The following is a 14,815-nucleotide window of genomic DNA, read 5'->3' as shown; positions in this document are numbered from 1 at the left end:
AAACCTGTCAGGTGTTCACGGTACAGCCTTCACCCACTGATGATGGTCACAGCGCTGGCAGGCGGATACGATTTTTTTATCAAAGTCAACCACCTGACCGCATTGGCAACAGGCATACAAACCGGCTTCGGAAAGGGTATCAACGGGATTTTTTAGCTGGTGGGGAAGAATGGGCAAACCGGGTTTGACGTCGTCCGCCTTGAATTTGAAAATGCTGACCTCGCCGTTGTGTTCCAGGATGGCGGTTTGCACCTGGCCCAGATTCTCGATACCCGCCAGCCGGAGTTCGGCAAACAGTTCGTCCAGCCCCAGATCTTCCTCATCGAAATTCTGAACCAGAATGCAGCCATTTTCAATCACGTAGACCGGTTTTCCCTCGAGAAACTCCCGGACTTTTGTGTTCTTATCGCTCAAACGGGTGAAGAACTTGTAACAGCTCATCATGACCACAAAAACCACAGCGGCCGCCAGTAGTGGCACATCGTGGTAAAACATGGGATCTCCGGCGGCTGAACCCAGGCCAATTACCAGCACCAGCTCAAATACCGACAATTGCTTAACCTCCCGTTTGCCCGAAATTTTCAGGGAAACGAGCAGAATCAAAAACATAATAACCGTCCGCAAAGCCACCTCACCCAGGTAACTAAACGGAAAGTCATGAATAAACAGGCGTTGCCAGTCAAAAGCCTGAATCGGCTCTTTATCGTTCATCTACAGGGGTATCGATTTACTCAGGCGGCTTTATCTTTCCGAATTTTCAAATTGCGGTTTACCGCCCACTCTTCGGCTCGGGCTGTCGCAATTGGAATCGCCCGTTCTTCCGGCATCCCTTCTTTCAGGAGCGCATTCGCAATTGAAATGGCTTTATTCCGCACGGGTGCCATGAAATTTTTCAACGACACCGGATACGCTTGCTTCGTCCAGGGCATAGTTCATTAAGAGTTAAGAGTGATGAGTTGAAACAGATCCGACGCTTTTTAACTCATCACTCTTAACTCATTTGGTTTGTTGCAGGATCTGGCTGCTGAGCCGGAGGAGTTCAATCTCGGCGGTTTTGGTATTGAATTCAGCATTGATCAGGCGGGTTTCGGCAGCAACGGCATTGCGTTGCACATCACGAAACTCGACCGCCGTGGAGTTACCGACCCGGTAGCGTTCGAACGCAATTTCGACGTTCTGGTTGGCAATCCGGAAGCTTTCCAGTTCCAGATTGACCAGAATAATACTGTTGCGGTATTGCGAGTACGTCTGCTCTAGCGCCTGTTGCAGTTGCAGCCGCTGGTCGGATTCCTGATACTCCGAAACGAGCGCGTTCGTTTGAGCATTGGCAATCAATCGGCGCTGGTTGAAACCGGTAAAAATCGGAACACTGGCCTGAATACCGTAGACCAGCGCGTCGTTGCGGGCACTCCGAACCCCAAAACCGCCCTGATTATTGATGGCCGTAAAGTTATAGCCCCCCACCAGATTCACCGTTGGCAGGCGTCCGGCCTGCGCCAGCTTCACGTTCAGGTTGGCAACCCGACGGTTCAAAGCGGCCGCAATTAACAACGGGTTGTTGGTGGTTAACTGTTCTTTAAGCTGGTCGAGCGAGATGTCGGTTCGAATGATAATGGTATCCCGAACGGCAAACTCGGTGGACGGATCACGAACGATAAGGGTATTGAGCAACACTTTGGCATTGCGCACATTCTGTTGCTGCGTCACCAGGGCCGAACTGTCGGTGTTGTAATCGACCTGCGCACTCAGAAAATCGACCCGGGAACGGGTGCCGACTTCGTAATTGGCCCGGGCCAGTTCAAGGCGGTCGCGGGAGATGTCGAGCGCCTGCCGGAGCGAAACCAGTTGCTGCAACTGCCGGATCACGTCGTAATACCCCGTTGCCACATCGGCAACCGTCGCTTCGATGTTGGCCCGGGTGTTGACTTCGCTGATTTTGACGACTTCTCCCAGCCGGTCATAGGCAATAAAGTTACCAAAACCGTTGAATACCGTCCAGTTCAACTGCACACCAATCTGCGTATTCCGGTTGTTGACTCCGTACAGATACTGCGGAGGTTGCAGCGCATTCAAATATTCCTGACGAAGGTTCTGGAGGTTATTGTTGTTGGTCAGGTTACCGGTAAGAAACGGGAAAAAACCGGCTTTGGCCGTCTTAAAATCCGTACGGGCAATTTGTTCCTGCGACCGGAAGATGCGAATCTGGTAATTTTTTTCAAGAGCAGCGGAAATCGCATCCTGCAGCGTCAGGATTTCGCCCTGCTGGGTAATCGTTGAAGTGCGTCGATTGCGTAAGGAAAGCGGTTGAGCAGGCTGGGACCAGGCAGTATAAAACGAAATCAAAAAGGTTAAGCTTAGAATGAAGCGCATTCTGGTATTATTTTTAGGTAATTGACCTTCAAAATTAAACTATATTCTGTCATTGTTGGTATACCGGAATTAGATTTGGAATGTTTTCTTATCAGACGAACGATTTCAAACTCCTGTATAATCAAAAGATTACCTTTGCTTCATGATACAACGCTACCTGATTATTGGCCTTGCAATCGTATTGGTAACGGCTTGTTCCACCAAGAAAGACGCGAATCTGATTGTTCACAATGCCGCTGTTTATACCGCCGATTCGCTTTTTACCCATGCGCAGGCTTTTGCGGTAAAAGATGGGAAATTTGTGGCGGTCGGAACGTCGGAACGTATTCTGAACGCGTATCGGTCGGACAGCATCGTCGATTTGAAAGGGCAACCGGTTTACCCCGGTTTCTATGATCCGCATGCGCATTTTCTGGGGTTGGGCCAGGTGCTGAATCAGGCGGATCTGGTTGGCACCAAGTCGTTCGACGAGGTAGTGCAGCGACTCAAAACATTTTCGGAAAAACACCCGACCAACCTTTGGGTGATTGGCCGGGGCTGGGATCAGAACGACTGGCCCGACAAACGGTTTCCGACCAAAGAAAAACTGGATGCCGCTTTTCCCACGATTCCCGTTTGCCTTACCCGCGTCGATGGTCACGCCGTTCTGATCAATTCAAAGGCAATGCGGCTGGCGGGCCTTTCCAAAGGAGCCAAAATACCGGGTGGGGAAATTGTTCTGGCGAATAACGAACCAACGGGCGTTCTGGTCGACAATGCAATGGGCCTGGTTCGGCGCGTCATTCCGCAGCCCGACGCCAAGGACAAGGAACGCATGTTGCTGGCGGCCCAAAACGTGTGTCTGTCGCTGGGCCTGACCACGGTTTCCGACGCCGGACTGAACCGGAACGACATCGAGCTGGTCGACCAGTTACAAAAAGCGAATAAGCTAAAAATCCGTGATTATGTGATGATTAGCCTCGGTGAACCCAATCTGGACTATTACCTCAAGCGGGGCCCTTTCCAAACCGACCGGCTGACGGTTCGCGCCTTTAAACTTTATGCCGACGGAGCGCTGGGATCGCGGGGTGCCTGCCTCCGAAAACCGTATACTGACCGCCCCGAAACCGCCGGTTTTCTGCTGCTCAATCCCACTGAACTGAAGCGGGTTCTAACGCTGCTGGAAGCGAGTCAATTTCAGGCCAATACCCACTGCATCGGCGACTCCGCCAATCACCTGATTCTGGATTTGTACGGCAGCTTGCTGAAAAACCGGAACGCCCGCCGGTGGCGAATCGAACACGCGCAGGTGGTTTCGCCGGATGATTTCTGGAAATTTAACCGGTATTCAGTCATTCCGTCGGTGCAACCCACGCATGCTACCTCCGACATGTACTGGGCCGCCGACCGCCTGGGCACAACCCGGGTGAAGGGCGCTTATGCCTTCAGGGATCTGATGAAGCAGAACGGTTTGATTGCCTTCGGGAGCGATTTTCCGGTCGAAGCGCCCAATCCGCTGTACGGTTTTCATGCCGCCGTTGCCCGGGTCGACGCTCAAGGGTATCCCGCCGGTGGTTTTCAGATGGAAAACGCGGTCGATCGCGTTTCGGCTCTAAAAGCCATGACAAGCTGGGCGGCCTATGCCAATTTTGAAGACCACCTGCGGGGTAGCATCGAGGCCGGTAAACAAGCCGATTTCGTCGTTTTACAACAGGATATCATGAAAATCCCGGCAGCGCAGTTGCGCGACGTGAAAGTTGTACAGACCTGGGTAGGGGGCGAAAAGCTTTTTCAGCGATGAGCGAGCACCCGAATTGAAAGAAGTACCATCCTCCGCCATTCAATCTTAAACCGTATGCAACCTCCGCTTCGCATTGATCATCACCCCGCCAACTCGTTGCGCCGGACCATTTACCGGGTGCTGGAAACTACCACCGGACGAAAACGGGGCATGAGCCTGGTGTTTAATCTGATCCTGATCGCCTTGATTACGCTCAATGCCGCTGCCATTATCCTACACACGGTTCCGTCGTTCAAGCTGCGCTACGACCGGTTTTTCATCGATTTTGAGCTTTTCTCGGTTATTTTTTTTACCATTGAATACTTCGTACGGGTCTGGATTTGCGTCGAGAATGAGAAATACCGCCACCCGGTGACGGGTCGATTGCGCTATGTTCTATCGACGACGGCCATCGTCCACCTGCTGGCCATTCTTCCGTTTTACGTGACGCTATTCCACACCGATCTGGCTCTGATCCGTATTCTTCGGATTTTCCGGATTTTCCGCCTGTTTCGCATTACGCGCTACTCCCGTGCGTTCCGCGTCATTCAGGATGTCGTTGAGGATAAAAAGGAGGAGCTGGTCCTGAGCGTCTCATTCCTGATGTTCATGCTGGTCATCATTTCAAGCATTATGTACTACCTGGAACACACCACCCAGCCCGACAAATTTTCGAGCATTCCGGCAACCTTGTGGTGGGGAATAAACGCAATGGCCACCGTCGGATACGGCGATATTCACCCCATGACTCCTTTGGGAAAAGTGCTGGCGGGTATTACGACGGTGATGGGAATCGGCTTATTTGCCCTTCCGACCGGTATTCTGGCGTCGGGTTTTGCGGAACACATCCGCTCCCAAAAAAGTGGTCAAAAACACCACTGTCCCCACTGCGGCAAGGAATTGTAACGACCGTAAACCGGTCCTTATTTCGCTTTGTATTTCGCAATCGCTTCCTTGATTCGCTCGATGCGATTGTCAGGATCGGGGTGGCTGCTCATAAATTCGGAAGGACGGTTGGGACCACCGGCGGCTTTCAGAATTTCCATTACTTCAATCATCGCTTCGGGTTTGTAACCGCTTTCGATCATCCAGCGAACGCCCAGTTGATCGGACTCAATTTCATCGTCACGACCGTATTTTAGGCCGATCAGATTAGCGACATAAGCCGCAATGGCAGAATTTCGGCCGGGCGAATTGGGATCTTCGGTGGCGATTGCGGCTGCTCCTGCCAGGCCCTGGGTCAGTTGTTGCTGGGCAATTTGTTCGGCAGAATGCCGCCCGACTACGTGCGTAATCTCGTGGCCAAGTACGCCCGCCAGTTGGTCTTCGCTGGTCAGTTTGTCGAGCAAAGCCGCCGTAATAAAAATCTGCCCGCCAGGAACGGCAAAAGCATTGACCGTCTGGTTGTCGGCCAGAACGTGAAAATCAAATTTGTAGGGGCTGCTTTTCACATCGGTAGCGTTGACAATTTTTTGTCCGACGCGCTTGACCGACTGCTGCACTTTTTCGTCGGGATACAACCCGCCAAACTGCTGGGCCATCTGGGGGGCGCTTTCCAGGCCAAGCTGTATTTCCTGATCGGGCGTCATGCTGATGTGCTGTTTTTCGCCCGTCACCGGATTTTCCTGCGTGTTACTGAAATAGGTAAAAACGGCAATTAAGGCCGCAATCAAACCAAAAACTAATCGACCGGCTCGCGAGCGCATGATGTGTGGGAATTAAGAGGGTTCTAACTTTAGTCGTATACTTAACTAAAAAGTAACAAAAAGTTCTTCGCGCTTTTCAGGAGATCCTCCAAAAACCGGCTGATTGCCCGAATTTAGCCGGTTTTGAGTTTATTTCACCTTTTAACCGCGCCATCACCTGACAGCAACAGCCTCCTCAATTTCTTCTGAACTGGAATTTCGAAATACCGGTGCGACGCCAGGCTGAGCGTAATCAACACCGAGAAGAAAAGGACCAGTAAAACCGGCGATTCAAAAACCGTGCTGGAGATCTCCAGCTTAGTTACCAGCAAAACAAAAGCCAGCTGCAATGGAAAATGCAACAAATACGCTGAATAGCTGATATCGCCCATAAACGCCATTCGTTTGCCCAATGCTCCCCGTCTGGTTTCCAAAATAACCAATGTTAAAATAGTTAATGGAAATACTACAGCTCCGATAAAAAAAGGAATCATTCGTTCAAACAAAAAGATGTACCGGCTACGAATTGAAAATAAATCCAACAAAGCCAAAAATAGGCTTTCAGAAAAGTGATAATAAAGTTCCAGACTAGTCAAGGTCCAGGCAATCACAGCCAATGCAATAACTACATTTCCCCAGAAGCCGTTTACCAGTACAGCGAACCGATAATGAAACAGTTTATATACCAATCCGCCAACGAAAAAAGAAAATAGTCCTTGTGCTAATTGATATCCGGTATAGGAGAAAAGGACGTAACTGCTGATCGCCACTACGAACGCAACTAAGGCATGATCTTTTTTCAACCAGCATACGATAAAGAAAATACCGTATAACAGAATTTCAATGGAAACGGACCAAACCGGCCCATTGAATGAATACCCTTTCTGGAACCCCCAATTGGAGGCAAAAAACAAGTGCAAAACAAAATGATAAAGGTCATTATGGGTGTATATGAAATAACATTTAAAAATCAAATAATAGACGGTCTGCAAAACAAGAACCAGTAGAAGCGTAACGAAGTGCAATGGATATAAGCGTGACAAACGCCGGATAGAAAATGCGTAAAAGGAGATTTTATGAGCATTGATTTGTTTAGAGTATAGCCAGAAAAATATAAATCCGGATAAAGTAAAAAATAGTTCTACGGCTTTCTGGCCTGCTTCGTAGAAAAAATAAAGCACAGTATACAGCGGTTGTCTTTCGGCAACGAAACCGGTATACGCCGTGCAGGTATGGAATAAATGGCGCCAGTGAAACAAGACGATTGCCAGCGCGGCAAGCCCTCTTAAGATGTCTAGTGAATAGTAACGGTCTGAAGGTGAGTAGGTTTTGGTGTTCATTATTTTCCCAGTGTTCCTCTTATCAACTACTAAATCGAAAATAAGTTGCGCGAATCTACCGGTGACGTATCAACTGAATTGCTTTCATGCAACAAGGTCCATCAGGCGTACTTGATGTAACAACTAGTATCCTTACCGTGTGTAATTTCTTAAACCGTTCGCTAATTTTTTACTCTATTATTTAAGCTATCCGGACAAAACTTACCACTTCATCCGTGCCCGAATTGCTGCCGATACTACAATTAGCACCTTACTTACCACCTTACAGGAAGCTGTTACTCAGTTTTCAAACTCGTATTGAATCAAAAAAAATACCTAACTTTCTTGTCTGGCAATAGACTAAAAAAAGGCAATCAAATAACTGATTTACCGGCAGATAGGTATATCGCCAGTCAATAAGTTAAATCGTGCCTAATCTGTTAACTGATCTTTAACGCAGTACGATGGAAAGAACAATCGTAGTATAGTATCAGTAAGCTGATTAATGAAGCCTCCGAAAGTCTTCGGTTATACTAACTATTCATACCTGAAAACACCTTTTCAGCCGGGTAGTTTCTGGTTATAATCATTAAAAATATTCAAGAATTATTCAATAAATTGCTTAAAAAACCCTGACACCAATACTATAATGACAAAATTTACTTACCGACACCCTTTATTCACAAAGGGTATTTTACCGCTCATCCTGTTTTACCTTTCACTTACCGGTGCCTGGTCACAAGCGGTGGATGCTGATCATTTCCGGATCGATTCGCGTTTAAAACTGATTGTATGCAATCAAATGCCCGCAACACCGGGGGCTACCATTCAGTTGGATAAACTGTATTCATTTTCCGGAAGTGTAGGCAATGCCTTTCAGATTGGCAAAGCGTATTCCGTAACAAACAGCAATGTTACGTATACCTTGTTCTTTACCGATTTACCGCTTATTCACGTTAAAACGGATAAGAAAGCAGCCATTAGTCTGGACGACGATGTTCTCACCAGAGGCAACATATTCATTGCCGATGCCAGCGGGCAACCCTTCACGTCCAACATGGGCATTCGGGTGAGGGGAAATCTTTCAAAAGGGTATCCAAAAAAATCGTACAAGGTGGAGCTATCGACGGATGCCGCCGGGAACGAAGCAAAAGACGCTGCCCTACTCGGATTACGGGAAGACAGTGAATGGATATTGATGGCGATGTATAAGGAACCCGCCCGCAGCAACAACAAAGCCGGATGGGCTCTATGGCAACGTATGCATCACGTGCCGTATGCGGCCAAGGAACCACAGGCACGTTCGTATATCGGGATGCGGTATTGCGATGTGTTTGTGAATGATGATTATAAAGGCATTTACGCCTTCACGGAGCAGATTGACCGCAAACAGCTCAAATTGAAAAAGCAGGCTGATGACGGGACCGTCCGGGGGGAGCTCTACAAAGGAGATACCTGGTCGGGGGCCACCAAGTTCGATGGTTTGCCGGTTCTGCCCCCCAATACCGGACTCACCTGGGCCGGTTATGAAATAAAGCTGCCTAAACAGCCTTTCTGGGGAAATCTGTATGAGCTTGTGGAATTCGTCTATAAAGCCCAGGCCGATGAATTCAAGACGCAGATCGGCACCCGGATGGATCTTCCCAGTCTGATGGATTATTTCATTTTCCTGAATGTGATTCGGGGAACGGACAATTCCGGAAAAAACACCTACCTGGCGCGCTATAAAGAAGGTGATCCTTATTTTATCGTCCCCTGGGATCTGGACGGTACGTATGGCTATCTGTGGGACGGCTCAAAAACAAACCGGTATGTCGATATCATGACCAACGGCTTATTTACCCGCCTTTTATCGATCGACAGCTACCAGCGAAACCTGCGAAAACGGTGGTTTGCCCTGCGGCAAAATGAACTGTCCCTTGCCAATATAAAAAATGACCTGGCGGTTAATAACACGTTTCTGACTGCTCAGGGAGCGTATCAGCGCGAAGGCATGGTGTGGCCGGTGACGCTGGCCGTCAACGACCTGGAGTATATCTACTCGTGGCTCGATAAACGGATGGCTTATCTGGATCAGTATTTTGGAACGTTGCTCGATGAAAATTCGCCCCTGACGACGGTCGGTAATTTTGAAGGCTTTATGGGCAACGCCGATTGCAACACGATCAGCGGCTGGGTGTGGGATGCCAACCAGCCCCGGGCCGCCATCAGTTTTGAAATTCTGAATGGACAGACTCCGGTGGCCTCGGGACTGGCCAATGTGTATCGGGATGATTTGAAAGACAAAGGGAACGGCATGCACGGTTTCAGTATAGCGTTTCCGGAAAGCCTGAAAGATGGAAAACCGCATACGTTGAGTGTGCGGGTGGTCGGGAGTGCCTTTATTTTAAAACAGTCGAACCGGAATCTGACCTGCGCCGGTACGGCTACTCCCACCAATCAACCACCCGTGCCACCGGCGAACATTCCCGCTTTAACGGCCACGGTGAATACGCCGTATTCGCAAAGTCTGCCCCCGTTTACGGATCCGGAAAAGACGCCCCTGACTTACAACCTGACCGGTTTGCCGGCGGGTTTGAATTTCAACAAAACGACGTTGCTCATCAGCGGCACGCCACAGACGGCCGGTGTTTCTTCGCTTACCTACACAGCTACGGACCAGCCTGGGCTGAGCAAAACCGTGCTGGTATCGCTCACCGTCGGCACTACGCCTACCACGCCACCTCCCACCACGGTGAGTGGTAATTTCGATGGGTATCTCGACAAGGTGGAATGCGGCACGATTCGGGGTTGGGTTTGGGACCGTGACAAGGGCAACACGGCTTTTACCGTCGAATTTTATACAGAGAATCCGGCACGCGTCTGGGGCACAACGACAGCCAACATCTTCCGGCAGGATTTGAAAGATGCGGGAAAAGGAAATGGTGCCCACGCCTACAGTTTTACGGTACCAGCAGAGCTGAAAGACAATACCGAACGACTAATTTATGGCCGCGTTTTGGGCAGTACGTATGTTTTGAAAGGCTCGCCCAAAGCCTTGAAGTGCCCGCCGGCAAATGCCCGTTTAACCGCCGAACCAGTTGAAGAGTTGAGCGTTGTCATTCTGGGCAATCCGGTTAATGGCCGGGAAATCACTGTGGAGGTGCGCGGAGCGCAGGGCCAGCCGCTGCGGCTTGAGCTCACCGACGTGCTGGGTCGGCTGGTGACGGAGCAGCTTGTGAAAGAAGCCGGAGCCGTTGAGCAACAGAAGTTGTCCGTCGGCCCGTCGGCGTCGGGCCTACTGCTTTTGCGGGTGGTGAGCGGTCAGCGGTCGGTTACGCTGAAAGCGCTCCGAAACTGAGTCGTTCGACTTCGTCGAAACAAAAATGGCCCGAACGTAAATGTCGGGCCATTTTTGTTGTAGTAATTCTATTTTTGAACTCGTAGAAAGCCATCACTTCGAGACTTCAATTCGCCAGTCGGGTCCGCTGCTTACTTTATATTTTTCGGCAAAATTTCCCTTATTTACCGCTACTGAAAAATTCAGTAAGCTGTTGAAATAGGCCACATTTTCGCCTTCTTTCGACTCACCAAAGGTATTCACCAGCACCACACGGTCGTCGAACGTTTTCTCGTCTTTGTTGAAAATCTGTACCCGCACGCGTTCGCCGGTTTCGGCTCCCAACCGGGCAAAAAGCGATTTTGGCAGGTTGGTCCAGACGTTTCCGTACTGCACATCCAACACCGGAACGGTTCCGCTCAAAACGCCGTTTGCAAAAACCGGTTTTTGATACGGTATTTTTCGAATTTCAGCAGGCAGTTTTTTTCCAACCTGAGCAAACGTGATCACTCGGGCCGCCAGCCGGGCTCCCGTGTAGGCATACACGTCACGGCCGTGAAAGGTATACGACTCATTGGAATTGCGCAGGCGGTTTACGGCCTCATCAATTTCCCGCACCTCCTGAATACCCAGCTTTTCGGCAATCAGCGTGAGTGTTCCATTGTCGGGCGTTACAAAATAATGACCGGAGCGGGTGAGCAATACCACGGATTTCCGATCCGTACCAACACCCGGATCACAAACCGAAACGAAAACCGTACCTTTGGGGTAATAGGGAGCCGTTTGCAAAAGCCGGTAAGCGGCTTCCCAGATGTTATAAGCCGGAATTTCGTGGGTAAGGTCGAAGATCTTCAGCGCAGGCGAAACGCCAACCGAAACGCCTTTCATGGCCGAAACCGCCCCGTCTTTCAATCCGAAATCGGACTGAAAAACCAATATGCCGTTCTGGGCGAAAAGTGCGCTGGCCGTCAGCCAGCCGTGGATAAAAAACAGGATGGTTCTGCGTTTCATTGGGGTACGGTTTCGTGTTGCTCTTTTCAACAGCTGCGGGGGCCGACAGCCAGACTTAAACCAGGAATGAGACTGCAATTGTAAACTTTTCTGAATTCCGGATGCCTACTCAATGAAAAAGGGAATTGGAACCGGATTGAATCGTAAAAGCTACCGGATTGTGTTTTCCAAAACAATGACCGAGGGGCCGTCCGACAGCCATTTTTTACCGAGTCCAGTCATATCTCCTTGTGGTAAAAAATACACAAACGAACCCAAAACCAGGTCGATGTCGCCATCGGCATCCATATCGCCCGCATCCATGACCACCCATCTTCCCTTCTGGGCTTCCGGAAATGAATAATTGTCAAACTTTAAATTGCCCTTATTTTTCAAATAGATGAAGCTTTCCTCGGGGTAGCGAAGATAGTCGGGGAAAAACGAAATAGCCGCAATATCCAGGTCACCATCCAAATCATAATCGCGCACCATCGCTTTGTAGGCCCCATTTAACGGATAAAAATACGACTGTTTAAAGTTGGATTTTCCATCATTGAGAAAAATATAGATACCGTGATATTTTTTCAAAATCGGTGTTTTATCCGCATTATCGCCACAAACGTAGACGATATCATCAAAACCGTCTTTGTTAAAATCGGCCAGCTCTATATACTGGGAGCCATTGAGTGGCAGAAAGGTCAGCAAGCGTTTCTCCTGAAATACTCCTTCTCCTTGATTTTCATACAGAAAAACACCCTCATCACCCTGCGCCATGAGGACATAAATATCCATCAACCCATCGTGATTGGCATCCTTGATCACAGCCGTGATTGCACCCGGTTTTTCCCGCAAAATCCTTCGGTCATAGCCCCCTCGTCCGTTGCTGGCATACCAGGCCAGCTGGCCGGTCTGATTACCAAATTCACAGGCCACGACATCATCAAACCCATCTTTATTTAAATCGCCATAAGCCATAAAAACGGGTCGCCGTAGATTGGGAATGGCCACATTCCCCAGTTTGTAGACGGGTTCCGATCCACTTTTGACCAATCGCTGCATGGCTCCCTCCGAGGCATCCGTTGGAAAAACACCCCGGCCAACCGTGGTCAGGTAGAGCTCCGTTGACTTTTCATAAAACTGAATCGGTGTCGATTCCAGCGGAATACTGTACTTTTCCTGAAGATCAGGGGTCAGGAATGTTAAAATATTGCGTCTGTTTTTTCCATCACCGAATACGATGCCCCGGTTATCAGGAAGAATTTTGACCAGGGTGGTCAGGGAAGGTCGATGGGAAAAGGAAGTTTCCCGGTATTTGAAATGCGGCAGCCCGATCCGAACAGGCTTTTTGCGAAGGGGCGGCAAGATGGTGTCCGGTGCATTCTCGCGATAATAGCTCACTATTTTGGCCCAGTCTTCTTTGGCCAAAACCGGTTTTTCGGGATAAATATTGGCATTGCGCACCTGGGTGCCGCTTGCGCCCGCATCAAATAAACTGTCGGGGCGCGATCCGCCACTGTAAATACCCATCCGATGCCCCATGGCCGGAAGCACATCCTGCCAATTCGCTTTTGATAGGAATTCGGGACTCACGAAGGCGTGACAGCGGCTGCAATGCGCCATCGACAGCTCTTTCCCCGAGAGTCCCGAAACCGGTATATCGCTTAATTCAGTTTTGTCATTCTGTTTTTTAGCCGTACATGAACTCAGTAGGTATACTAAAATACAACAGGGAAATAATAGTCTCATATACAAAAACCGAATTCGAGCGATTGGCAGCTACCATAGTCAATAAGGCCGAATGACTCTTTGCAGAGTGTCCGCATCGCCGGCAATTTAGCAGCTTTACCGGATACTATTTCGGATGAAGAAAAGAATCTGCTGTGAATTAGGGTGATCCGAAGCCTTATTACGGTACTGGCCGAAAAAATCGACCTACTTGCCCGTTCCCTTCAACTGCTGCACCAGCCAGTTGGTCATCAGTTCATTTTGCTCGGGATAAGTCCAATGGCCGGTATCTTCGTATAATTTCAACTGTTTCGGGGCTGAAATTACGTTGTAAGAAGCATACATGGAAGTTGGCGGGCAGGTTTCGTCGTTGAATCCCCACGAATAATAGCCGGGCACTTTGATCATCCGGGCAAAATTGACGACGTCGTAATAGGCCACGGTTTTGATTTTGGCGGGCGTGTTATTGAATGCCAACGACTTGCCGTAAAACAAGTGCGGCCACCCGCCCGCCCGGCCTTTCAAATACCCCGTTACGTCGGACAGAGCCGGATAAAACGCCCCCAGCCACTTCACACGCTTGTCTAAACCGGCCGTGGTGATGGACAAGGCTCCGCCCTGACTCCCACCCGTTACGGCCAGATTACTTCCGTCATACTGTGGCAAACTCACCAGAAAATCGTTGGCCCGAACGCAGCCCAGATACACCCGCTTGTAGTAATACCGGTCGCGGTCGTCCAGATTGAAATTCTGGTAACCGCCCAAAGCACCGGCACTCAAATTGGTGTACACCACCGGGTCCATAATAACGGGAATGCCATGAATCCCGATTTCCAAGGTGATAATGCCCTTTTCTGCATCGGCGATGTTGCCTCCGTACGGACGGATTCCGGCCCCCGGCACCCGCAGCAAAGCCGGGTATTTCCCCTCCTGCTTCGGTACGCAAAGAATGCCGTAGAGCCGGGAGTTGGCATAATTCTGTATATTTACATGGTACACATTTACTTTTTCGGTACACCGTTCGGGCAGGAGTGTCATCCGGGCATCGAGCGGAATGCGGCTCAATTCGGCTCTGGCACTGTCCCAAAACACCTGAAAATCGGCGGGATTTTCGACGGTTGGCGCTACCTGCAACGGATTAAAACCCGCCGTCGCCAGGTTGCGGTAAGTTTTGCCGTTGATGTCGGCGGTGGCGACGCAGCGCAGAAAACCGGGTGTTTTCATCGTACCGCCATCGACCGTTGTGGTTCCATTGGCGAGCGTTACGGTTTCCTGTTTTGTTGGGTCCATTTTTTCCGGCCCAACCTCATACCGGATTTTGGCACCCTTGACGGGGTTGCCATTTTGCAAAACAGAAATGGTAAATTTAACGGGTTCGCCGGGGCGGTATTGCCAGTCGACATGATCGGGGGCCACAACAATTTTAATGGGACGTTCGGCGGGTTGGGCAAGTGCACAAACCGTAACAAGCAGGTACAAATGGACCAGCAGGAGGCATTTTTTCATAAGGAATCGGGCTTTGAAATCGTAATCAGTAGTTTTTATTGGTAAGTAAAAAAAGCGCGTTCTCTACCTGTCAAAGGAGACTAACTTATTTGATCCCGGAAAAAGGCCGCTGTGGGCTGCTAGTTTCTGAACAATGCATTCT

The 14,815-nt window shown here is 49.7% G+C and carries 11 protein-coding genes; 3 read left to right on the top strand and 8 right to left on the bottom strand.

What is annotated here, in order from left to right:
• Positions 1–15: 15 nt before the first annotated feature.
• The 3 genes from EHT87_RS24595 to EHT87_RS24585 all read right to left on the bottom strand — a co-directional run bounded on the left by EHT87_RS24595 (position 16) and on the right by EHT87_RS24585 (position 2,370).
• Positions 16–711: a DUF421 domain-containing protein gene (locus tag EHT87_RS24595; protein ID WP_124909318.1), complete on the bottom strand. Its 696-nt coding sequence runs from the start codon at positions 709–711 to the stop codon at positions 16–18.
• Between the two features lie 20 nt (positions 712–731).
• Positions 732–929 carry a DUF2188 domain-containing protein gene (locus EHT87_RS24590; RefSeq protein ID WP_124909317.1) on the bottom strand — a complete coding sequence of 66 codons (198 nt, stop codon included), beginning with the start codon at positions 927–929 and terminating at the stop codon, positions 732–734.
• A gap of 67 nt (positions 930–996) precedes the next feature.
• Positions 997–2,370, bottom strand: coding sequence for a TolC family protein (locus EHT87_RS24585; protein WP_124909316.1), 1,374 nt, complete (start codon positions 2,368–2,370; stop codon positions 997–999).
• A gap of 142 nt (positions 2,371–2,512) precedes the next feature.
• Between EHT87_RS24585 and EHT87_RS24580 the strand changes: the two genes are divergently transcribed.
• Positions 2,513–4,150, top strand: coding sequence for an amidohydrolase (locus EHT87_RS24580; RefSeq protein ID WP_124909315.1), 1,638 nt, complete (start codon positions 2,513–2,515; stop codon positions 4,148–4,150).
• A 54-nt stretch (positions 4,151–4,204) separates the two neighbouring features.
• Complete coding sequence (locus EHT87_RS24575; RefSeq protein WP_124909314.1) at positions 4,205–5,035, top strand: ion transporter; 831 nt, start codon at positions 4,205–4,207, stop codon at positions 5,033–5,035.
• A 17-nt stretch (positions 5,036–5,052) separates the two neighbouring features.
• Here EHT87_RS24575 and EHT87_RS24570 read toward each other — a convergent pair whose 3' ends face one another.
• Positions 5,053–5,835, bottom strand: a complete 783-nt coding sequence (locus EHT87_RS24570; protein WP_124909313.1) for a M48 family metallopeptidase — start codon at positions 5,833–5,835, stop codon at positions 5,053–5,055.
• A 134-nt stretch (positions 5,836–5,969) separates the two neighbouring features.
• Entirely contained in the window at positions 5,970–7,154 is a 1,185-nt protein-coding gene (locus EHT87_RS24565) for an acyltransferase family protein (RefSeq protein ID WP_124909312.1), read from the bottom strand.
• A gap of 628 nt (positions 7,155–7,782) precedes the next feature.
• Between EHT87_RS24565 and EHT87_RS24560 the strand changes: the two genes are divergently transcribed.
• Positions 7,783–10,473 carry a CotH kinase family protein gene (locus EHT87_RS24560; RefSeq protein ID WP_124909311.1) on the top strand — a complete coding sequence of 897 codons (2,691 nt, stop codon included), beginning with the start codon at positions 7,783–7,785 and terminating at the stop codon, positions 10,471–10,473.
• Positions 10,474–10,566: 93 nt separating this feature from the next.
• Here EHT87_RS24560 and EHT87_RS24555 read toward each other — a convergent pair whose 3' ends face one another.
• The 3 genes from EHT87_RS24555 to EHT87_RS24545 all read right to left on the bottom strand — a co-directional run bounded on the left by EHT87_RS24555 (position 10,567) and on the right by EHT87_RS24545 (position 14,673).
• A complete protein-coding gene (locus EHT87_RS24555) occupies positions 10,567–11,463 on the bottom strand; it encodes an SAM hydrolase/SAM-dependent halogenase family protein (protein ID WP_124909310.1) in 897 nt (298 codons plus the stop codon).
• A 150-nt stretch (positions 11,464–11,613) separates the two neighbouring features.
• Positions 11,614–13,188 carry an FG-GAP repeat domain-containing protein gene (locus EHT87_RS24550; protein ID WP_124909309.1) on the bottom strand — a complete coding sequence of 525 codons (1,575 nt, stop codon included), beginning with the start codon at positions 13,186–13,188 and terminating at the stop codon, positions 11,614–11,616.
• A 186-nt stretch (positions 13,189–13,374) separates the two neighbouring features.
• A complete protein-coding gene (locus tag EHT87_RS24545) occupies positions 13,375–14,673 on the bottom strand; it encodes an acetylxylan esterase (protein WP_124909308.1) in 1,299 nt (432 codons plus the stop codon).
• Positions 14,674–14,815 lie beyond the last annotated feature (142 nt).

Origin of the sequence: Larkinella knui, assembly GCF_003858645.1 — a bacterium.
Lineage (GTDB): Bacteria > Bacteroidota > Bacteroidia > Cytophagales > Spirosomataceae > Larkinella > Larkinella knui.
This window is presented reverse-complemented; position numbering and strand designations above follow the sequence as displayed.

Coding starts and splice junctions, on each gene's coding strand:
- EHT87_RS24565 (WP_124909312.1), bottom strand. CDS start 7,154: ATGAACACCAAAACCTACTCACCTTCAGACCGTTACTATTCACTAGAC.
- EHT87_RS24555 (WP_124909310.1), bottom strand. CDS start 11,463: ATGAAACGCAGAACCATCCTGTTTTTTATCCACGGCTGGCTGACGGCC.
- EHT87_RS24550 (WP_124909309.1), bottom strand. CDS start 13,188: ATGAGACTATTATTTCCCTGTTGTATTTTAGTATACCTACTGAGTTCA.
- EHT87_RS24570 (WP_124909313.1), bottom strand. CDS start 5,835: ATGCGCTCGCGAGCCGGTCGATTAGTTTTTGGTTTGATTGCGGCCTTA.
- EHT87_RS24585 (WP_124909316.1), bottom strand. CDS start 2,370: ATGCGCTTCATTCTAAGCTTAACCTTTTTGATTTCGTTTTATACTGCC.
- EHT87_RS24560 (WP_124909311.1), top strand. CDS start 7,783: ATGACAAAATTTACTTACCGACACCCTTTATTCACAAAGGGTATTTTA.
- EHT87_RS24590 (WP_124909317.1), bottom strand. CDS start 929: ATGCCCTGGACGAAGCAAGCGTATCCGGTGTCGTTGAAAAATTTCATG.
- EHT87_RS24545 (WP_124909308.1), bottom strand. CDS start 14,673: ATGAAAAAATGCCTCCTGCTGGTCCATTTGTACCTGCTTGTTACGGTT.
- EHT87_RS24580 (WP_124909315.1), top strand. CDS start 2,513: ATGATACAACGCTACCTGATTATTGGCCTTGCAATCGTATTGGTAACG.
- EHT87_RS24595 (WP_124909318.1), bottom strand. CDS start 711: ATGAACGATAAAGAGCCGATTCAGGCTTTTGACTGGCAACGCCTGTTT.
- EHT87_RS24575 (WP_124909314.1), top strand. CDS start 4,205: ATGCAACCTCCGCTTCGCATTGATCATCACCCCGCCAACTCGTTGCGC.